19 protein-coding genes are annotated in these 19,008 nt (G+C 61.0%); 9 read left to right on the top strand and 10 right to left on the bottom strand.

What is annotated here, in order from left to right; all coding sequences use genetic code 11:
* Positions 1-79: 79 nt before the first annotated feature.
* Positions 80-991, bottom strand: a complete 912-nt coding sequence (locus LAN64_14415; protein MBZ5569032.1) for an MBL fold metallo-hydrolase — start codon at positions 989-991, stop codon at positions 80-82.
* 537 nt (positions 992-1,528) lie between these two features.
* Here LAN64_14415 and LAN64_14410 point away from each other — a divergent pair.
* Positions 1,529-2,935, top strand: a complete 1,407-nt coding sequence (locus tag LAN64_14410) for a right-handed parallel beta-helix repeat-containing protein (protein MBZ5569031.1) — start codon at positions 1,529-1,531, stop codon at positions 2,933-2,935.
* Between the two features lie 12 nt (positions 2,936-2,947).
* On the opposite strand, the gene LAN64_14405 is transcribed toward LAN64_14410, so the two are convergent.
* Positions 2,948-4,336 carry a hypothetical protein gene (locus LAN64_14405; GenBank protein ID MBZ5569030.1) on the bottom strand — a complete coding sequence of 463 codons (1,389 nt, stop codon included), beginning with the start codon at positions 4,334-4,336 and terminating at the stop codon, positions 2,948-2,950.
* On the opposite strand from LAN64_14405, the gene bcp reads away from it, so the two are divergent.
* Together bcp and LAN64_14395 are read left to right on the top strand one after the other, a co-directional pair.
* Positions 4,335-4,802: a thioredoxin-dependent thiol peroxidase gene (gene bcp, locus LAN64_14400; GenBank protein ID MBZ5569029.1), complete on the top strand. Its 468-nt coding sequence runs from the start codon at positions 4,335-4,337 to the stop codon at positions 4,800-4,802. The two genes, LAN64_14405 and bcp, sit on opposite strands and share 2 nt — an antisense overlap.
* Before the next feature lie 162 nt (positions 4,803-4,964).
* Positions 4,965-5,624, top strand: a complete 660-nt coding sequence (locus tag LAN64_14395) for a DNA-3-methyladenine glycosylase (protein MBZ5569028.1) — start codon at positions 4,965-4,967, stop codon at positions 5,622-5,624.
* A 71-nt stretch (positions 5,625-5,695) separates the two neighbouring features.
* On the opposite strand, the gene panC is transcribed toward LAN64_14395, so the two are convergent.
* The 3 genes from panC to LAN64_14380 form a co-directional block, all read right to left on the bottom strand.
* Positions 5,696-6,553 carry a pantoate--beta-alanine ligase gene (gene panC, locus LAN64_14390; protein ID MBZ5569027.1) on the bottom strand — a complete coding sequence of 286 codons (858 nt, stop codon included), beginning with the start codon at positions 6,551-6,553 and terminating at the stop codon, positions 5,696-5,698.
* A 61-nt stretch (positions 6,554-6,614) separates the two neighbouring features.
* Positions 6,615-7,523, bottom strand: coding sequence for a 3-methyl-2-oxobutanoate hydroxymethyltransferase (panB, locus tag LAN64_14385; protein ID MBZ5569026.1), 909 nt, complete (start codon positions 7,521-7,523; stop codon positions 6,615-6,617).
* Between the two features lie 182 nt (positions 7,524-7,705).
* On the bottom strand, positions 7,706-7,873 hold the full coding sequence (locus LAN64_14380; protein MBZ5569025.1) for a hypothetical protein: 168 nt from the start codon (positions 7,871-7,873) through the stop codon (positions 7,706-7,708).
* A gap of 128 nt (positions 7,874-8,001) precedes the next feature.
* On the opposite strand from LAN64_14380, the gene LAN64_14375 reads away from it, so the two are divergent.
* Positions 8,002-8,724, top strand: coding sequence for a class I SAM-dependent methyltransferase (locus LAN64_14375; GenBank protein MBZ5569024.1), 723 nt, complete (start codon positions 8,002-8,004; stop codon positions 8,722-8,724).
* 156 nt (positions 8,725-8,880) lie between these two features.
* On the opposite strand, the gene LAN64_14370 is transcribed toward LAN64_14375, so the two are convergent.
* On the bottom strand, positions 8,881-9,687 hold the full coding sequence (locus LAN64_14370) for a VTT domain-containing protein (protein ID MBZ5569023.1): 807 nt from the start codon (positions 9,685-9,687) through the stop codon (positions 8,881-8,883).
* Positions 9,688-9,969: 282 nt separating this feature from the next.
* Between LAN64_14370 and LAN64_14365 the strand changes: the two genes are divergently transcribed.
* Together LAN64_14365 and LAN64_14360 are read left to right on the top strand one after the other, a co-directional pair.
* Positions 9,970-10,338, top strand: coding sequence for a hypothetical protein (locus LAN64_14365; protein ID MBZ5569022.1), 369 nt, complete (start codon positions 9,970-9,972; stop codon positions 10,336-10,338).
* A gap of 327 nt (positions 10,339-10,665) precedes the next feature.
* Complete coding sequence (locus tag LAN64_14360; GenBank protein ID MBZ5569021.1) at positions 10,666-12,090, top strand: FAD-binding oxidoreductase; 1,425 nt, start codon at positions 10,666-10,668, stop codon at positions 12,088-12,090.
* A gap of 472 nt (positions 12,091-12,562) precedes the next feature.
* On the opposite strand, the gene LAN64_14355 is transcribed toward LAN64_14360, so the two are convergent.
* Entirely contained in the window at positions 12,563-12,850 is a 288-nt protein-coding gene (locus LAN64_14355; GenBank protein MBZ5569020.1) for a hypothetical protein, read from the bottom strand.
* A gap of 72 nt (positions 12,851-12,922) precedes the next feature.
* Between LAN64_14355 and LAN64_14350 the strand changes: the two genes are divergently transcribed.
* From LAN64_14350 to LAN64_14340, 3 genes are all read left to right on the top strand, one after another.
* Entirely contained in the window at positions 12,923-13,879 is a 957-nt protein-coding gene (locus tag LAN64_14350; GenBank protein MBZ5569019.1) for an ABC transporter ATP-binding protein, read from the top strand.
* A 330-nt stretch (positions 13,880-14,209) separates the two neighbouring features.
* The gene (locus LAN64_14345; GenBank protein MBZ5569018.1) at positions 14,210-14,965 is read left to right on the top strand and encodes a metallophosphatase family protein; all 756 of its coding nucleotides are present in this window, start codon (positions 14,210-14,212) and stop codon (positions 14,963-14,965) included.
* Positions 14,966-15,083: 118 nt separating this feature from the next.
* Positions 15,084-15,578: a ribonuclease HI family protein gene (locus LAN64_14340; protein MBZ5569017.1), complete on the top strand. Its 495-nt coding sequence runs from the start codon at positions 15,084-15,086 to the stop codon at positions 15,576-15,578.
* Positions 15,579-15,958: 380 nt separating this feature from the next.
* Here LAN64_14340 and LAN64_14335 read toward each other — a convergent pair whose 3' ends face one another.
* From LAN64_14335 to LAN64_14325, 3 genes are all read right to left on the bottom strand, one after another.
* Positions 15,959-17,359 carry a DUF5666 domain-containing protein gene (locus tag LAN64_14335; protein MBZ5569016.1) on the bottom strand — a complete coding sequence of 467 codons (1,401 nt, stop codon included), beginning with the start codon at positions 17,357-17,359 and terminating at the stop codon, positions 15,959-15,961.
* Positions 17,360-17,430: 71 nt separating this feature from the next.
* Complete coding sequence (locus tag LAN64_14330) at positions 17,431-18,102, bottom strand: hypothetical protein (protein ID MBZ5569015.1); 672 nt, start codon at positions 18,100-18,102, stop codon at positions 17,431-17,433.
* 504 nt (positions 18,103-18,606) lie between these two features.
* A partial coding sequence (locus LAN64_14325) for a GIY-YIG nuclease family protein (protein MBZ5569014.1) occupies positions 18,607-19,008 on the bottom strand: 402 nt, incomplete at its 5' end.

The following is a 19,008-nucleotide window of genomic DNA, read 5'->3' as shown; positions in this document are numbered from 1 at the left end:
TGCCGAGGGAGACCACGCGGTCGGCGCAGTCCCTCAATGCCTGCTCTCTTGATCCGATTGAATCCGTGGCAATCCGTGCTCAGTTGTGCTTCACAAACTCGCCCGTCTTGTTGCCCTTCAGGTCGTTGTACAGCGTCTCGATGAACTTGTCGGTGGTAATAAACTTTCCCGGTCCACCCCAGCTCTCGTATCCCGCAAGCACCTTCTCCTGCTTGAGCTGCTCCACGGTCTTGCCCTGCTTGATGCCGTCTTCCACGCGCGCCGTCGCATCCTTCAGCATGGCGACAAATGGCTTCACGTCCGCGACCGTCGACAGTGGCCCATGTCCGGGAATGATCTTCGCGTCCGCCGGAACCGTCGCCATCACCTTCTCGCACGCGGCGATCATGCCGCGCACGCTGCCTCCGCTTTCCAAGTCGATGAACGGAAAGCCATAGGTCACAAAGTCGTCGCCCATGTGCACCACGTTGGACTGCGGAAAGAAGATGACCGCATCGCCGTCGGTGTGTCCGTGCGGAAAGTGGATGGCGCGGATGTCCTCGCCGTTCAAGTGCACGGTGGCGCGGTCGTTGAAGGTGATGATCGGCAGCGCTTCTTTGGGCGCCGGCTTGATGTCCATGCCCGCCGCATGACCGCCGGTCTTCAGGCGCTCACGCACATTCTCCTGCGCGATAATCGGCCCCTGCTTCTGAAAATATGCATTGCCGCCGGTGTGGTCGAAGTGCCAGTGCGTGTTGATGACGAAGCGCACCGGTTTGTCGGTAATTCCCTTCAGCGCGGCCTGGATCTTCTCCGCCAGTGGCGCGAACTGATCGTCCACCACCACGATGCCATCTTCGCCGACCGAGACACCGATATTCCCGCCAGCGCCTTCCAGCATGTACACCGTTCCGGCAACTTTGGTGACCTTGATCTGGACCTTGCTGAAATCCGGGCCCTGCGCGGCGGCAACGACCGCCAACAGGACTATGCACCACGCCAGTTTCCGCATGAGCTCTCCTCACCTTCCGAAGTGCGGAGCATTGTACACGGGCGCCTGCGGTTGTGAATATCGCGCGAGCGTCGTTTCATCTCTTGCGTAGCCGACGTCATCCCGAGCCGATGTCAGCTATGTACCCGATGTCATCCCGAGTCGAGGGATCTCGGATGTTTCCTCTCTCCCTTACACCAATTCTGAAACATACTGGAGGCTCCGGCTCGGCGCTGGATCGTGCCCCCCGAGCGTTCTCTTTTGGTGAAAGTTTTTGCGCTTCCCGCCTCTCTAGGTCCCTCCGGAACAGCTCCCGAACCCCTCCTACTCAACTTTATTCCTAGCCTGCTTTCCAATATGGGAACGTCGGAAGTGCCTCTGGCAGCGCCGCTTCGGTGTCGGAGGCAGCGATGCCTGGTTTCCCGGCGCGCTCTGGCGCCGCCTCCGCCGGCTGAAACGCACGGATTGGGGAGTAAGCTGCACCCATATTCTCAGGTGACCCTGTCATCCGTTGGCCCTATCAGCAGTCGCGGGCGTCTCAAATCTCGGAGGCTTACCATGCGTAGAAAGACTCTCTGCTTCGCTGCACTCATCCTCTGTTTCACATCCGTTCTGGCTGCCGCCGCTATTATCGAGGTGTTTCCGACGGGCACGGCCGCAGATTTTGAAAACGTGCGCGCAGCCCTGGCCAGCGCAAGTCCCGGCGATACGGTGCTGCTGCGCGCCGGCACATTCAATTGGTCGGGGAACAGCGCCATAGTGCCTCCCTTCGTGGTGCCGGTCGGGCTGCCAATCCCGGTTTCGGGGATCACCATCACCGGCGAGACGGCGCACAATGGCACACCGCTGACCATCATCGCAGGGCCTGTTGGTTCCGACGGATTTCCCGACGTTATTCCCGGGGGTCCATTTAACGGTGGCTTTATCAACGGCCCAGGTGTCACGGGAGTGACCATCCGCAACCTAATCCTCCGGAATTTTTATCAGGCGATTGGGCTGTTGCAGGGGCCATTCGGGCCGGACTCTTACACCGCCGCCTATGCGCCGGGAGCCGATTTTTCTGCCGGCGCCAGCGATTTCGTCATCGAGAATCTCCGCATCGAGAACTCGACCAGCGGCATCGCGGCTCTCGGGGCCAATAATCACCTCATCGTGCGCAACAACACGATTCAAATCGTGGCCAAGGATGGTGTGTCCGATGTAGATTCGCTCGCCTTCATAGTCAACGCCAACGCGATCAACACCATCTCAGCGTTTCCCGATATTCCAGATGCGCCGGTTGGCGTGGTCATCGAGGATAATACGGTGGTTGGTCCAGGGCCATACCCGCAGTTTCTGCTGCTGAATGGCTCGCCGTTTTGGGCATTTACCGTAGGCATCGGTATACAAGGCGCCAACGGAGCGCGGGTAGAAGGCAACACCGTTTCCGGTTTCAGTTCCGGCCTCCATCTATCTGCTGAGGGCACGGTGCTGATTCAGCACAATAGCCAATCGAATGGCCAGTCGGGGATGAGCCTGAATGACTTATCCCCTGCCTCCGCATGCATTGATCCTCCGGCGGGCGCTGGTGGCGTGCCATCTTCGGCGACTAACGGCGCCGTGGTCCGCAATAATCGTTTCACCGGCAACGTGCATCTGCCGAAGCCCCCGGAGAGCAACTACTGGCTCACCAACGATGGATTTGGAATGCTGGTCAGCGCCGACAACACCCAATTCGTGGGAAACAACGTGGAGGGGAATGAGGTCGCCGGTATCAGGCTGACGCAAGACTCCTGCCTGAATCCCGTGCGCCCCAATCGCACCGCCACCGGCAACTTGATTCTGGGCAATCACAATGTCGTGATGGGCACTGACTACGTGCTCACCCACAACACGATCTCGGGCTCGAAGACATCGCTGCAGAACGTAGGCGAGGCCATCGGCGACCTGCCGCCAGATCAGCGGCCGCCGCGGAAGATGCAGTAGCCTTCTGGAGACTCACCGCTCCAGTTCCGCGCTGTTGTAGAGCTGGGTCAGCGTATCCGGCGTGGCGCGGTAGAGAACGAAGCTCTGTCCAACGTCGGAGATCTCGCGGAACAACAATTCGCCGCGGCCGTTGCCGTCGGCATCCACGGCGTCAATCAACTCCGCCCGCGGATATGCGTCCAGATGCTTGCTGTCCGTCGCCCACACTTTCAGCTTCCGCAACTCGCCGTTGTAATCCTGCCGCGCCGCCAGCGTGATCCAATACGTCAGTCCGCCGGCGCTGGTTGAAGCGGATGCATGCGCCGAAGGCTTCGTCGTCCCCGCTCTTGCGCCCGCTCGACGCACCGGCGCAACGGTTGCTTCTACGGCGCGCGCCATCAGCACCACTTGCGGCTCGTTGCTGGTGGTGAGATCGAAGGCGCGCACCTGCACGTCCTGCAATTTTTCCGGATGTGAGCCGCCATGCGTGCGCGTCCAGTCTTCCAGCGCGGCGCTCGCCAACTGGATCATGGCGGTCTTCAGCTTCTCCTGGTCTTCCGCCTTCCACGGCAAGGCGAAGCTGCGCGGCTCGGGACCATCGGCATCGGAGATCGCCGCCAGCACGCGCCCCGGCGCCGCGGCTGCCGTTTTCGTTGCCGGCGAACTTGGGCCTGCGGCCGCGGCCGGCGCTTTGGGTGCGGCTTTGGTTTCGACCGCACCGGGAAGATTCTCCGCCTGCTCAGCCGTCGGACGCCCGCGCCGCAGCACCGGGTGATCCGTGTCCTCCGGCTTCGGCGCAGTGCTCGCGGGAGAAGGCGCAGCGGGCGCCGGCGATGCCGGCGCGCTCGGCTTTGTGTCCGGCGTTGGCGTTTGCGCCGGCGGCTTCCTCAGCACGGGCGGCTCGTCGCCTTCGCTTGGTTGCGGTTCTGACTTCGGTTCCGGCGCGCTCTGGGGCGTGTTGTCGGGAGCGGAGCGCCGGCTGCCGCGCCGCAATCTCGGCGGACCTTCGCGGGCGGACTTCGGCGCTTCGCGGGGTTTGCGCGAAGCGGCAAGCTGCTCGTTGGTCTGGAAACGCGCGTCCGCCAGCCACGCGCCATTCTTCGCCTGGCGCGCATCGGTCAGGGTTGCCATGCCGATGGACTCACCGCTTTGCTCGACCTCGTACACATTTCCCGGCTCCAGCGCCATCGGCACCGGATCGGCTTTGTAGATGGATGCGTCATAGAAGCGGCCGTCCACCAGGATGGCCACCGGAATCACGCGCGGGCTGCCGCCGGTTGCGGGCCACTCCACCAGCGCCAGCGCGCGCGGGCCCTTGCTCTTGCGCGACGTGCGCTGAGCCGCCACGCCGACTACCAGCGCCAGGCACAGCGCTACCATCAGCCCGCGGTGTAAGATGTCTTTCCGCCGGAGAACTTGCATGCAAGTCAATGATAAAGCCCCCGAGTTCACTTTGCCCGACCAGGACGAAAAGAGCGCCTCCCTGAAGCAATTCCGAGGCAAAACCGTCGTCCTCTATTTCTTTCCCAAGGCGAACACGCCGGGTTGAAACCTAGAGGCGTCCGAGTTTCGCGACGAATACTCCAAGTTCAAAAAATCCGGCGCTGAGGTCGTGGCCGCCTCGCCCGACTCGCCGCGTGCGCTGAAGAAATTCCAACAGCGGTTCAACTTGCCGTTCATTCTGCTCTCCGACTCGGATAAGAAACTCGCCCAGGCCTACGGCGTGCTGAAAGAGAAAAACATGTACGGCAGGAAGGTGATGGGCATCGAGCGCAGCACATTTGTGATCGGCCCGGACGGCAAGCTGCTGCGCGAATTCCGCGGCGTGAAAGCTGCCGGCCACGCGGCAGAGGTGCTGGCCACGTTGAAGGAGTCCGCCGCTGATTAAAGCAGAGGAACGCTGATTGTGATCGACCAGCATTGAATTGCCATTCCGAGCGGAACGAGGAATCTGCGGTTGGAGAAAGGCGCAAAAACAGATTCCCCGTCCGCTTCGCTCAGCGGGGAAATGACAACCACTAAAGATCTGCGTTTATCGGCGGCTGAAATCATGCGCGATTCGGAATTCGACATCACGCTCTCGCGCCCGCTCTCGCGCCGTTTCTACGACCGCGACCCGCGCCGCGTGGCTCGCGAACTGCTGGGCAAGGTTCTGGTCCGCAAGCATGGCCGCAAGCTGCTCGCAGGGCGCATCGTGGAAGTCGAAGCCTACATGGGCACCAACGATCCCGCTGCGCACGCTGCCGCCGGCCCCACCCCGCGCAACCTGGTGTTGTTCGGCCCGCCGGGTTTCACGTACGTCTATATGATCTACGGCAATCACTTTTGCCTGAACGTCTCCTGCATGTCGGAAGGCAAGGCGGGAAGCGTGCTGTTTCGCGCGCTGGAGCCGGCCGCAGGATTAGCGCAGATGTTCGCCGCGCGCCGGCTTCCGCTGCCCGAAGACGAACCGCGCATCGCCGATCTGCGCCTGCTTACCACCGGTCCGGGACGTCTGACGCAAGCGCTGGGAATCACGCGGGCGCGCGACAACGCCAAAGACCTGACCACGTTTTCCGATCTCACCATCCTCGATGACGGCTTTCGCGTGCGCCGTGTTGTGACCACGCCACGCACCGGAATCACCAAGGCCGCGGACGCGAAGCTGCGCTACGTGATTGCGGGCAATCCGTTTGTGTCTGGGAAGTCGGAAGTAAGAAGTCAGAAGTAAGAAGCGGAATGCAAGCGCAAGAATCAGCCCGCGTCCGCGACCGCGGTTTTGCTTGTGACTTCTGACTTAGGTCAGGCTTCCCCGGCGCCGTGCAGCACAACATTGTCAATCAGGCGTGTGGCGCCGACGAACGCCGCCACCGCAACCAGCGCGCCGTTGGAAAGGTCGGCAACCGGATCGAGCGTATCCGGGTGAACAATTTCAAAATAGTCCAGCCGCACGCCGGGCTCGTCGGCGATCACCTGCTTGCCGGCTTCAACCAGCTTGGCCGCGCTACGCTCGCCGGTATCGGCCAGCGTCTGCACCCGCATGAGCGAGCGGTTGAGCACGAGTGCCTGCTTGCGTTGCTGCGGGTCGAGGTAGGCATTGCGCGACGACAACGCCAGCCCGTCTTGCTCACGGACAATGGGGCAGACCACAATCTGCACCGGAAAGTTCAGATCGCGCACCATGCGGCGGATGATGGCGACCTGCGCCGCGTCTTTCTGGCCAAAAAAAGCGAGGTCCGGCTCGACGATGTTGAAGAGTTTGGCGACCACGGTGGTGACGCCGCGGAAATGCCCCGGCCGCGAGCGTCCGCACAGTTTCTCGCTCAAGCCTTCAACGGTCACGAAGGTGGTCGCGCACGCGGGATACATGTCTTGGTTGGAGGGCGCGAAGAGCAGGTCAACCTTTTCTACTTCCAGCAACTGGCAATCGCGCTCCAACGTCCGCGGATATTTCGCGAGATCTTCGTTGGGTCCGAATTGAAGAGGATTGACGAAGATGGATACGGCAACCACATCCGACTGCGCTCGCGCCGCGCGAATCAGGGACAGGTGTCCTTCGTGCAGCGCCCCCATGGTGGGCACCAGCCCGATGCGACCGCCCTCGCGCTTGCATTGCGCGCAGGCAGCGTGCATGCCGTCAGGAGAGTGAACGATCTTCATTGTAGAGAATTTGCAATCTGCAATTTCAAACCGCCGGTCCAAATTACAGATTACACATTTCTCAATCTCCGGATCGCATCCCGCGCTTGCGCTCCAGAATCGTCTCCAGCGCCGCGCGCGTGTCCTTGGGCAGATGGTACGACTCCTCATCGTTAGGATAGCCGCCCGCAATCACATCATTCTTGTAGCTCTCGACCGCGCTGCGCATGACTGCGCCAACATCCGCGTACTGGCGCACGAATTTTGCTGGCGTGCCGAAATTCAGGCCCAGCATGTCGTGGATGACGAGGATCTGCCCATCGCAATCCGGCCCGGCCCCGATGCCGATCGTGGGTGTGTGCACCTCGGCGGTGATCATCGCTGCCACCTCGCGCGGAATGCCTTCCAGCACCATGGAGAACACGCCGGCACGATCCAAAGCCACCGCATCGCGCATGAGTTGTTCGATCGCGTTGAGGGTTTTGCCCTGGACCCTGTAGCCGCCCATGGCGTGCACCGACTGCGGCGTCAGCCCGATGTGCCCCATGACCGGAATCTCGGCGTCGATGATGCGGCGAACGATGTCGGCGCGCTTTTCGCCGCCTTCGATCTTCACCGCCTCCGCGCCTGCTTCTTTCACAAACCGCGAAGCATTGCGCAACGCCTCGTCGGCGCCGAGGTGATACGACGCGAACGGCATGTCAGCGACCAGCAGCGCGCGCTTGGTGCCGCGTCGCGCAGCGCGCGTGTGGTGCAGCATCTCCTCCATGCTCACCGCCAGCGTGTTGTCGTAGCCGAGCATCACCTGGGCAAGCGAATCGCCGACCAGGATGACGTCAATGCCGGCCTCGTCCACCAGGCGCGCGGTGGCGTAGTCGTAGGCGGTCAGCGCGGTGATGGGCTCGTGACGAAACTTCTTATCGAGTAGAGAAAGGACAGTGATTTTCTGGCGGGAATCGCCAATGGGAACGACGCTCACTTTGACCTCCAGTGCAGTTCCGCCGCAGCGGATACCACCTGTTCCGGTTCTTGGCTTAGGTCCCTATAGATGCGGACACCAGTATTTTAGGCGCAGGAGATTGGAAATGTCGAACGAAAGAATCTGTCGGAAAAAGGAATTCCCTAAATGACATATGAACGCATTGTGTGGTGGCAAACTCCGGCCCTAATTCGTCAATGCTTACCGCGGCGGTCCCCTTGCCGGCGATCCTTCCGACGGCGGTCCTGGCCGCTGCGAGTGCTTCCGGGCGGAGGCGGGACAGCGGGATTGCGCCGTTCCTTGCCGGCGCGAATCGATCCCTTGCGGCGGGCCCCCTTGCGACGCTCCACGATATCAGCCATTGACTCCCCCTCATCCAGTGCAGTCCCGACTATCTTATCGTAGCGGCGCGAGAGCGCAAATCCGGAGTTGAAGCCGAAGGGACAGGACCGTGGAGCCGGGTATAATCGCCGCTCGTTCCCGCCACACCATGAATCCTGGCTACCAGACCGATTTGGCGTACATCCATGGCCGCGCGTACAGCGGGTTCGTTCGCGAGGCCACGCCCGGCTTGCTAACCATCCTGCACCGGAACGGGATTGATCGCGGTCTGGTAGTGGACCTCGGCTGCGGTCCTGGACTGTGGGCGCACCTGCTCACGTGCCACGGCTACGACGCGCTGGGAATTGACATTTCGCCGGCCATGGTCGCGCTGGCCCGCCAATCGGCTCCGGGCGCGCGATTCCATGTGGGTTCGTTTCTGAAAATCAAACTCCCGCCGTGTGTGGCGGTCACCGCGCTTGGCGAAGTCCTCAATTACACCTTTGATGGCGATAACAACCGACAAGAAATGGCGCGGTTCTTCCGACACGTGCACGACGCGCTGCGCCCGGGCGGCGTGCTTATCTTCGATCTGGCCGGCCCGGAGCGAGAATTGGGGCGAGTGCCGCGCCGGTGGACTGCGGGCGACGACTGGGCAATTCTGCTTGAGGTAAGCCGCAGCCCAAAGGAGCTCACGCGCCGCATGACGGTTTTCCGCAGGATCGGCGAGAGGTACCGGCGCAGCGAAGAGGTACACCGGCTGCGGCTCTATCCCCCGCGCGACATTCTCATGGACTTACGGCGCGCGGGATTCACCGCACGGAACATCAGAGGCTATGGAAGGTCCAAATTCTTTCGCGGCTTAGCCGGATTTGTAGCGCGTCGCGCATGACCGCCTTCACTGCGCGGCTGCCAGCTCGGGATAGAACTCCTGCAGCGGGTAACCCCGCTCTCGCCAGCCATGAAAGCCTCCAGCCAGCGGTCGAACCCGCGTTACTCCCTGCCGTTTCAGTTGCTGCGCCACCCGGGCGCTGGTCGCTTCGTTGGGTCAAGTGCAATACAGGATGACCTCGCGATCGCGCGGAATCTCGTTGTGGCGCTGCTCAATGTCGCTCGGCGACAGCCGAATCGCTCCCGGAAGCACTTGCGGATAAGGCAGAAAATCCAGCGGATGGCGCAAATCCACGATCGTCACCGGCTCTCCGGAGTCCAGCTTGGCTTTCAATTCCTCCGGCGTGATCCGCGACATCCACAGCTCGCGCTCAAAGCGCCGGCGTGCCAGGTGCTTACGCAGGATGTAGGCGCCCAGCAGAAGCGCCACCAGGACAACCGCGACATCCCCAAGCCGCGACAGGTACAGCGCCAGATATTCCAACTGGCCGCTGAATATGTACCCCAGCAGGGTCGCTCCCCCTGCCCAGAGAAGTGCGCCGAGGGCATCAAATACCAGGAAGCGCCACAGCGGCATTCCGGTCATGCCCGCCATGGGCGGTGCGACGGTGTTCAGGCCGGGAACAAACTTGGCGATCAGCAGCGAGCGCGAAGCGTGGTTCTGAAAGGCGTCTTCCGTACGCCGAACGCAGGATTCCGGCTCCAGCGCGATGCGGCAGAGCAGGCCGAGGATCTTGCCGCCCCGGCGGCGGCCGATTTCGTACCATAGCACGTCGGCGATGATACAAGCCGCCAGCGCCAGCGCCACTGTCCAGCCGAAACCCAGCTTGCCTGCGCCGGCCAATGCGCCGGCTGCCAGCAGTAACGGCAGCGATGGGATCGGCAGGCCCAACTGCTCCGCCAGAACCCAGGCGAATAGCAGGGAGTAACCGTGCTCGATTAGGAAATCAACAGTTTCGTGCATTGAGGATGCAGACGGCGGAAACGGGCGCTCAGGTAACAGATGCGCGAGACGCCTCCCCTGTTCTGGAATTTTGCGACCGCCAGCATGACGGTGCTAGGGTCCAAGCAAGCCCGTCTGCCGGCGCGCTCGGCTCATTCGAAAACTTCCCTGCTCCCGATGATCCAAGTTCGCAACATTTGACACATTTCAGACACGGCTTTGACACATGCAAACAGGCGCTTGCGTAGGCTCGTTTCAGGGTGAGTCGATCACCGAAAAATTCTTCGGCTCGGAGGTGTGAACATGGAACGCAAGAATCTGGAAATGAAGCGAGCAATTCTGGTTGTGGGACTTCTGGGAGTACTCCTGACAATGGCTTTTGGACAAGAGAACTCGGTGCGCGCGACAGTTCCTTTCGAGTTTGACGAAGGTGCTCAACTGGGAAGCGCCTATCCTGAAATCACGCACTGGCCCGCCCACGAGATCGTCAGCGCAGACGCCCGCATGGATGAAGGCGCTCAACTTGGAAGCGCTCATCCTGAGATCACGCACTGGCCCGAGGCGGTAGTAGATGAGGGTGCTCAGCTTGGAAGCGCTCATCCTGAGGTCATGCACTGGCCCGAGCCAGTGATGCAGGTAGGCACTGGCCGGCATATCTCGCCGGGTACGTAGGCGAGTCGTTGCACGCCGCCGGGACCGCGTCGCTCCGGAGCCGTTTCATTCATCCCGACCGAGGGGGCTACCGCGCGTTTTTACCGGTGTCCCCGCCACGCCTGCCTTTCGCGTGCTGGGGTGATCGGGCGCGGGAACCACGAGTCGAACGATCTCGGTGTTTCGTTTCTCGGTGACACCAATTCTGAGACTGCTATAGCCCGAATATAGCCCGAAACGTCATGAACCGAAGTCCCGCCCTGCGGCATCGAAATCGCTGGGAGCGACCTGCTTACCCCATTTTTGTGAAGGCGGTTTGAACTCAGGCTTCAAATGGAGGCATTCACGATGACGACGCGACTGAATGAGAAAATCGACAATCTGAGAGCCAGGCTGAAGGGCAACGTAGTGCTTCCTGGAGACGCGGGTTATGACGAGGCTCGCCGAATATGGAATGCCATGATTGACCGGCGTCCCGCTGTCATTGTGCAGTGCGCAGGCGCCGACGACGTTGCCCAGACGATCGCCTTTGCCCGCGACAGCGGGCTCGAGATATCGGTTCGCGGCGGAGGGCATAACATCGCCGGATATGCGGTGTGCGACAACGGCGTCATGCTCGACCTCTCCCAAATGAAGAATGTCCACGTGAAGGCCGAGGCAAGGCGTGCCTATGTCGAACCCGGCGCCACACTCCACGATTTTGATCGAGCGGTCCAGGTACATGGGCTCGCCACTCCGGTGGGCATCAATTCAACCACCGGGATTGCCGGCCTCACGCTGGGCGGTGGCTTCGGTTGGCTAACGCGTCAGTACGGCATGACCATCGACAATCTGGTCTCCGCCGACATGATCACGGCGGGTGGGGACACGGTGCGCGCCAGCGATAACGACAACCCCGACCTGTTCTGGGCGATTCGCGGCGGAGGCGGCAACTTCGGCGTGGTAACCCAGTTCGAATTCAAACTCCATACCGTGGGTCCCGAAATACTCGCCGGACTGATTGTTTTCCCCTTCGACCAGGCAAAACAGGTGCTGAGCCAATACCGTCAATTCGTGAAGTCAGCGCCGGTGGAGCTGAATGTGTGGACCGTGCTGCGCCAAGCGCCACCTTTGCCTTTCCTTCCCGAGAACGTGCACGGCAAGGAAGTTCTGGTGCTGGCTGTTTTTTACTCCGGCGAGATCGCCCAGGGTGAGAAGCTCATCCAACCCCTGCGCCGCTTCGGCGACGTTCTCGGCGAACACGTAGGCGCGATGCCGTACACCCAATGGCAGCAGGCCTTTGATCCCCTGCTCACACCCGGCGCGCGGAACTACTGGAAGTCGCACAATTTCACGGAACTGAGCGATGGCGCGCTGGACACCATGATCGAGTACGCAGGCAAGCTACCGTCTCCGCAGTGCGAAATCTTCCTGGGTCTGATCGCAGGGGTAGCCAACGGCGTGCCCTCCGATGCCACGGCGTATAGCAGCCGAGACGCGAAGTTTGTCATGAATGTGCATGGACGGTGGGAAAACGCAGCCCAGGATGAAAAGTGCATAGCGTGGTCGCGCGCTTTCTTCAAGGCTGCTGCGCCTTATGCGTCCCAGGGCGCCTACGTGAACTTCATGACCGAAGAGGAGAGTGACCGCATAGCGTCGGCCTACGGAGGTAACTACGCCCGCCTGCTGCAGGTGAAGAAGCGCTACGATCCGGAGAACATCTTCCATCTGAACCAGAACATACGTGGCCCTGAGGAGACGATTGCAGCAATCGGTTCGAAACGCAGGGCCTAGGCGATCCCAATCGAGATCGCGGCAGTGCTAACCGACGGGCCGACTTATCAGTTGGAAATGGGTTTGGTACAGACACTAAGAGCCCCAAGGTGATGTCGGCCCCGTTCTCCTCGACCAGCAGCTTGCTTTAGACCCTTGCCGACCTGCATTCGTCACTTCCTTGCGGGTCGCGACGCGCGATCTTTCGAGCTCGGGCTCCGGGCTTGCCACCAACCGGAAAAACTGAACTGACGCCTCGGGACTCTATCCTGCTCTTGATCAAGTTTCCTGTTCCCCTCGACCAGCGCTTTGCTATAGACCCTTGCCTTGCCTTCCGTCCTTTTCGCCTCGAGAGCGCGGACAGTGACTTGGCTCGAGCCCCGGACGCCGCACCAACCGGGTAAACTTCAGAAACCGTCAAAGAACGAGTGCCTTTTTACTCCCGCCGATTTACCTGTCAAGTGCTTCTGGCTAATATATATCTTGTTTGTTTTCAATCTAGTGCAGCTCGTCCACAAGCCGCTGCCAGGAAATGGTGCAGCCCCATTCCGCCGGCTTTCGACAGATATGTGCCGCGTGTGTAGCGATGCGGCTGGGCGCGCCGCACCCACTCACTATCCCTCCAGCTCTCTGCCAAACGCAAAGTGGAAAATTCGGCGGAAACCACCAAAACATTGTCGAATTTGCGAATTGAAGAATATTGAAGAATTGAGTTCTTCCGCATTCCCTGGACTTCTCGGAACAGATTCGTCAATTCGCAATTCGACAATTCGTCTACCATGGTCGCGTGCCTCCCTTGCTGGAAGTGAATCGCCTGATCGTGCGCTTCCCGGCGCGCGACGGCCGCGTTCTGATGCCTGCGGTGCAGGACGCCAGCCTCGCGCTCGCGCCTGGCGAAGTGCTGGGGCTGGTAGGAGAGTCAGGATCGGGAAAATCCGCCACCGCGCTGGCCATCATGCGCCTGCTGCCGCCGCAGGCGCGCATCGAGGGCGCAATTCGCTACGACGGACGCGACCTGCTCACCGCTTCCGACAACGAAATGCGCGACATCCGCGGCGCGCGCATCGCCATGATCTTCCAGGAGCCCATGACCGCGCTCAATCCGGTAATGCGCGTCGGCGACCAGATTGCGGAGGCGGTGCTCGCGCACGCTGGAGCGTGCTCGCCCTCGCGCCCGAACAAAAAGCTCACCAAGCACGAAGCTTGCACCCTGGCGGTCGACGCCATGCGTCACGTCCGCATTCCTGATCCCGACCGCCGTTCGCGCGACTATCCCCACCAGCTTTCCGGCGGCATGCGTCAGCGCGTGATGATTGCCATGGCTATTGTCAACCGCCCCCAACTGCTCATAGCCGACGAACCCACCACCGCGCTCGACGTTACCATCCAGGCGCAAATCCTTGACTTGCTCGCCGAACTCCGGCGCAAGTTCAATCTCGCGATGTTGTTCATCTCGCATGATCTGGCGGTCGTCTCGCAGGTGTCTGACCGGGTGGCCGTGATGTACTCCGGCAGCATCGTCGAACTCGGTCCGGCGCGCGAAGTCTTAACCTCGCCCGCGCACCCCTATACGCGCGGCCTGCTGAATTCCGCGCCGACCCTGCACACCGACCGCACGCGCCCGCTGCCGACCATCGAGGGCTCGGTGCCATCTTTGACGTCGCTGCCGCCGGGCTGCGCCTTCGAGCCGCGCTGCGGGTTTCGCATCGCCGATTGCGCGCGGACAGTCCCGCCGCTGCTTGAGATCGCTCCCGCTCGCCTGGTGCGCTGCCCGGTGGTCAACAAGTCAGAAGTAAGAAGGCTTTGTTGAAATCCTCTTCGTTCGAGCTGCCGCATTCCTACGGACTGCATGGCCTCAGCCCCGCAGGGGCGACAGAACCTGGCCCGGCACGTAAGTGCCGGGAAAGCTGCCTTTGAAATGCACAGAGTCCCGCAGGCACGGCACGAAGTGAAACTTGCTTCCTGCGAGGATCTCAACCGAGCCAAGTAGGAAGTCACAGCCAACCGCAAACTGTGACTTAACTGGTTGTCTCAGCCCAGGGGGCCACCTCACGGTTCTTACTTCTTACTTCTTACTTCTTAATTCTTACTTCCCGCCCGGGGCTATATAATCCCCCTTCGCCCGGGACGCGATGACGACGTGCGGATTCTCCTGTTAAGCGACATCCACGCCAATTCGGAAGCTTTGGACGCCTGCTTGGCCGAGGCGCCGGAGCATGACGTCGTCGTCAACCTGGGCGACGTTGTCGGCTACGGCGCTAGTCCCAACGAGGTTATCGAGCGCTCGCGCACGCTGGGCAAGATCATCGTTCGCGGCAACCACGACAAGGCGTGTTCCGGCATCAGCAGCATGGAGGACTTCAACCCCATTGCCGGATTGGCCGTCATCTGGACGCGCACCGTCCTGCGCAAGGAAAACCTGGAGTGGCTGCGCGCCCTGCCGCAGGGCCCTGCGCACATTGACGGCGTCAACGGAGTGCAACTCGTGCACGGCTCGCCGCACGACGAAGACGAGTACCTGCTGTTGCTGCCCGAGGCCCTGCGCTCTCTCGATGAGGCCGAGCCTACGCTTACCTTCTTTGGCCACACCCACGTCCAGGGCGGGTTCTTCGCCAGCAGCGACGACTCCGCCGCCATCCGTCCGGTATATAACGCGCATGGCGCGTCGGAAAAATACCTCTTCCAGCTCCGCAAGAACGTGCGCTACATGATCAACCCCGGCTCGGTGGGACAGCCGCGCGATGGCGACTGGCGCGCCGCTTTCGCCCTGTTCGACACCGACGCGTTAACCGTGACTTACTACCGCGTGAAGTACGACGTTGCCGCGGCGCAGCAGAGAATCATCGCCGCCGACCTGCCCGAGCGCCTGGCCACAAGGCTGGCCCAGGGACGGTGAGGCGACTGGGTGATTTGCCGATTCAATGATTTGGCGATTTGTTCATGCAGGAAACCGCAGCTTCTCAATCGGCAAATCGCTAAATCACTAAGTCCCCAAATCTCCAAATGATTCCCCCATGCCCTTTCGCTCTTATCCCCGACGACGCAAGCCCTCCGGATCGCCGGAACTCTTTGGCGCAAGCCGTGAAGCTTGGCCCCAGGACCGCCTGATCGCGCACATTGACGGCGGCGCGCGCGGCAATCCCGGCCCTGCCGGATATGGCGTCGTGCTCCAGGACTCCTCCGGGCACGCCGTCGCTGAGCTCAGCACTTTTCTCGGCCACCAGACCAACAACTACGCCGAATATATGGGCCTGCTCGCCGCGCTGCGCTACGCGCTCGAGCGCGGCGCACGCGCTTTGGAGGTCATCAGCGACTCCGAGTTGCTGGTCAAGCAGATCAATGGACAGTACAAGGTCCGCCACCTCACCTTGCAGGATCTGCACCAGCAGGCCAAGGCGCTAATCGCGAAACTGGACTGGTTTAGAATCCATCACGTGCTGCGCGGTAAGAACAAGCAGGCCGACGCGCTCGCCAACCGCGCCATGGACCAGGGCATGGGCAGAACTTAGAGCAGTTGAGAGCGATTTCGCCACTAGTGTAGCCGCATTGCTTAAGCTGGAAGCCGGGTGGAGTGGGAAGGTCACGGCTTCACCGGTTGCTGAAAAACTCGGTCGTATCAGGGCACGACTTCAGTCGTGCCGCACACCGCGTCCCAAGCGTGTTGTCATGCCGAGTCGCTCCGACTGAGCGGGGCGAAGAAGGCGCGGCGAGGAACCTGCTTTTCGGCCCCGTTCTGATTCGCCATAAGTGGTCCGGCTTTCGACGCTGAGGCCAGTCCTCATGGGACGACAGTTCCAGAGCCCGGCGTTGTCGCGGATCGGAAACAGGAAGAAAGGCGTCAGCGAATCTGCTGACGCCGTTCTTCCCCCATGGCAATCCGAGTCCTTCTTTACGGCGTTGCCAGGATCCGTCCCGCTACCATTTTGTACGTCCCGCCATCCACAAACAGCAGCCCGCGAACGATCACTGTTGAGCCGTTGCTGATGTTCGTCAGGTTCACGGTGCCCGGTTGCTTGTACACCGTTATCGCGGTCGCTTTGGTGACGATCGCGAACACCGAATCCGCCGGCACATTCAAGGTGAACGTATTGCCGCCGGAATAGTCCGAAACGATTCCGATCAGCGGCTCCTGTTCCAGGGTGATCTGGGTGGCGGCAATCTCGATTCCGCCCAAGCCGCCGATTACCGGAGTCATGCCCACCGGGGGAGAGGTCGTATCCACCTCAACGAATTGGCCCGGCGCGATGTTGTCGGCAGAAAACGTCGGCACGAATGGCAGATTGCTCAGGTCCACGCCGTCGCTGTCAAAGCGAAACGCGGTACTGCTATTGAAGTCCACCAGCAATCCCGCACCGACAGAGGTCGTGAGTGCCGGTCCCGCCGCGCGCCGCACGAAAAGCTGCAATTGCAAGTTCGTGCGATTGACCGTGCGCACCAGCCCTAGCGCTCCGATGCTGGTCGGCATCGCATTGATCGCTGCCACACGGGTGGCCAGCAGGCTGCCGTCGGATTGCGTTTGCGCGCTGACCATCAGCAGCATGCCCGCGGTGATCTGGCCGACTCCGCTCAGATTCAGAAATTGCGTGCTGCTGTTGGTGGTGAAAGTCAGCGTCTGGTTCCCGATCGCCAGCGTGAATGAACTGCCTGACACGCTGTTCACGCTTCCGAACAGATGCTCCAGGCCGCCGTTGAACGGGTTGGGCGTGGTTCCCGGACCGCCCAGTGGCCCGTGGGTTTCGATGAATCTCGGATTGAAGCTGACATTTCCGGAGGCATCGATGGCGATCGAGCCCGCCAGATTCAAGTCCAGGTTCAGCACCAGCGGCGAGCCACTCAGCACGAACGCCGGGTTCAGCGTCAGTGTCACCGTGGGCGGCGCAGGCAGGGTCTTCTGCGATGTCTCCCCGGTTGCCGAATCTACCAGCGTGACCGTTGCCGTCCCCAGCGTGATCGATGCCTTCGTGTAGGTTCCCGCAGGGACAGAGAGCGTCGCCACTGGCTGCGTGGTTCCGGTCAGGTGCGTGATCTCGACCGCGACCGGCGATGACACCAGGGACACGGTATTGCCGGCGTCATTGGCCAGCGAGATGGAATTGATGGTGATCGAAAAGGCGGCAATGCGGTCACTTGGCGCATCGCCGATGGTGACCTGTACCATGCTGCCCGTGGACCGATTCAGGCTGCCTTGTATGCTGGTTGTGCTGCCGCAAGCCGTCAACAGCAGCAGGGAGAGCAAACCCAAGGTGAAGAGGAGCCCGGCGACAACTCTGCCGCGAATAGCCGAACGCATGATTCCCTCCGCAAAAGAGAAAGCAACGGATGAATTAGAGATTTCCTCGGGGTCGGTATGAATCAACCCTTCTATTTAGCGGAAGTTGCGGGGCGGTAGGTCAGGTATTTCTCCAGCGGGATGTCGAAGAACATCAATTCGGAACCGTTGCCGTCGCGTACCCCGGTGACATAGAGGTGCGCGCCCGCCAGCGGCTGGCTCATTCCGCCGACGTCGAAAAACAGGAATCCTGCTTGCGTGCCGTGCGGCTCAACCGCTTTGGCGCGAAACTGCGAGTTCTGGATTTCCTCGGCGCCGCCCTTGGGCAGCCCGGCATCGCTCTTGCGCGGCAGCGGAATGGGCAGCGGATTGCGGCTGGGCTCGTCGCCACGATGTTTGACGCGCGAGAACCGCCGATAGAGATCGTCGGTGTTCGCCGGCCGCAGTTTGCTGCGGTCTGCCGTTACCAGGCTGAATTCCATGCGCACCAGCGAAACCGGCTGCTCGCCGTCATTGGTGATGACCAAGTAGATCGGCAGGTAGCCCTTCTCCCGGTACGGCAGCGTGAACACCGGCGCCGTCTTGTCCGGCATGTCGTAAGGATCGGCCGCGATGGCGACGTTTTCCGTCGGGTGTTCGTCACGCGCCGGGTAGGTCTTCGCCGGAAATGTCTTCGGCGGCGTATATTCCTTGCTGGCAACGGCCAGCGTCGCCAGCAGCAGCACGATACTCATCAGCCACAGGCGGCTTTTCGACCAGTACATAGGTCTCAATTATCAAGCCTGGACCGCCGCCACCGCAAATGGGACGAAGAGTCGGTGGTGGTGCAGTTTGAAAGTTAATAGCGGCGACAGGCTGAAAATGGTCTAATCCGCCCAGACACCAAAACGCCCGCCTGCCAGCGGGGTTTGGGTGAAGGTCTGCGTTCGGACACACAGATCGTTACATGGAGTGTGTCTGGATGGCAACCGAAAACGAACCCGCGAACCACATCGCGCATCCCAATAAAGTGACAGTCCTAGGGACGGGGGATGTGAAATCGCTCTTGGGCCGTTTCAGGAGCAGATTGCGGCTAAGAATGCGCGTTCTGTTCGGTCAGCTCTACAATCTCGCTGGAATTCCGGGTTTGGTTAGGGAGTGCGACTACCAAGCTGGAATCACGAACGCGCATGTCAAGGTACGCGTCCGTGATTTGTATGCGATTGTCCAGGTCAACGGCTTGGAGATTTTCTTCCACCGACTCACCGGGTCAATCGACGGTGTGGGCCTTACGTCTGGTTGCACGCTGGGCGCAGTTCCAGAATCAGAGTCCGCTCCCGAACCTTCCGCGTCGCTTCGTCGCAACGCTCAAGAATGAAGAACGAAGGGTTGCGATGCAGGATGCACGGGCTTTGGTCTGATTCACCGCGAAGGTGAGCATAGAGACGAGCTTCCATGTCCTGCGCTTCGCCGACGTAAATCCATTGATTGTTGTTGTAGATGCCGTATACGCCCGATGCTCGGGGAGCGTATGTAGCAACGCCGTTTTCGGTGGAGGGTGTCCCATCCATAGTTGAAGGTTGAGGGGCGGTTCTCGACCCGGCTCTTGATAGAGTCGGGTTGGAAACTTTCTCAACGAAAGGAGAACCGCCTTGAAGCGAAGCTACCACACCCTCAGCACTTTGGGAAAA

Source organism: Terriglobia bacterium (assembly GCA_020073185.1).
Classification (GTDB): Bacteria; Acidobacteriota; Terriglobia; order Terriglobales; family Acidobacteriaceae; genus JAIQGF01.
The sequence above is the reverse complement of the archived record's forward strand: the minus strand, read 5'-3'. Positions and strand labels throughout refer to the sequence as shown.

Excerpts from the sequence above, each read along its gene's own strand:
- LAN64_14340 (MBZ5569017.1), top strand. The coding sequence starts at position 15,084 with ATGCCCTTTCGCTCTTATCCCCGACGACGCAAGCCCTCCGGATCGCCG.
- LAN64_14375 (MBZ5569024.1), top strand. The coding sequence starts at position 8,002 with ATGAATCCTGGCTACCAGACCGATTTGGCGTACATCCATGGCCGCGCG.
- LAN64_14335 (MBZ5569016.1), bottom strand. The coding sequence starts at position 17,359 with ATGCGTTCGGCTATTCGCGGCAGAGTTGTCGCCGGGCTCCTCTTCACC.
- LAN64_14380 (MBZ5569025.1), bottom strand. The coding sequence starts at position 7,873 with ATGGCTGATATCGTGGAGCGTCGCAAGGGGGCCCGCCGCAAGGGATCG.
- LAN64_14365 (MBZ5569022.1), top strand. The coding sequence starts at position 9,970 with ATGGAACGCAAGAATCTGGAAATGAAGCGAGCAATTCTGGTTGTGGGA.
- LAN64_14410 (MBZ5569031.1), top strand. The coding sequence starts at position 1,529 with ATGCGTAGAAAGACTCTCTGCTTCGCTGCACTCATCCTCTGTTTCACA.
- LAN64_14330 (MBZ5569015.1), bottom strand. The coding sequence starts at position 18,102 with ATGTACTGGTCGAAAAGCCGCCTGTGGCTGATGAGTATCGTGCTGCTG.
- LAN64_14360 (MBZ5569021.1), top strand. The coding sequence starts at position 10,666 with ATGACGACGCGACTGAATGAGAAAATCGACAATCTGAGAGCCAGGCTG.
- LAN64_14370 (MBZ5569023.1), bottom strand. The coding sequence starts at position 9,687 with ATGCACGAAACTGTTGATTTCCTAATCGAGCACGGTTACTCCCTGCTA.
- panC (MBZ5569027.1), bottom strand. The coding sequence starts at position 6,553 with ATGAAGATCGTTCACTCTCCTGACGGCATGCACGCTGCCTGCGCGCAA.
- LAN64_14415 (MBZ5569032.1), bottom strand. The coding sequence starts at position 991 with ATGCGGAAACTGGCGTGGTGCATAGTCCTGTTGGCGGTCGTTGCCGCC.
- LAN64_14395 (MBZ5569028.1), top strand. The coding sequence starts at position 4,965 with ATGCGCGATTCGGAATTCGACATCACGCTCTCGCGCCCGCTCTCGCGC.
- LAN64_14405 (MBZ5569030.1), bottom strand. The coding sequence starts at position 4,336 with ATGCAAGTTCTCCGGCGGAAAGACATCTTACACCGCGGGCTGATGGTA.
- LAN64_14355 (MBZ5569020.1), bottom strand. The coding sequence starts at position 12,850 with ATGGTAGACGAATTGTCGAATTGCGAATTGACGAATCTGTTCCGAGAA.
- LAN64_14350 (MBZ5569019.1), top strand. The coding sequence starts at position 12,923 with ATGCCTGCGGTGCAGGACGCCAGCCTCGCGCTCGCGCCTGGCGAAGTG.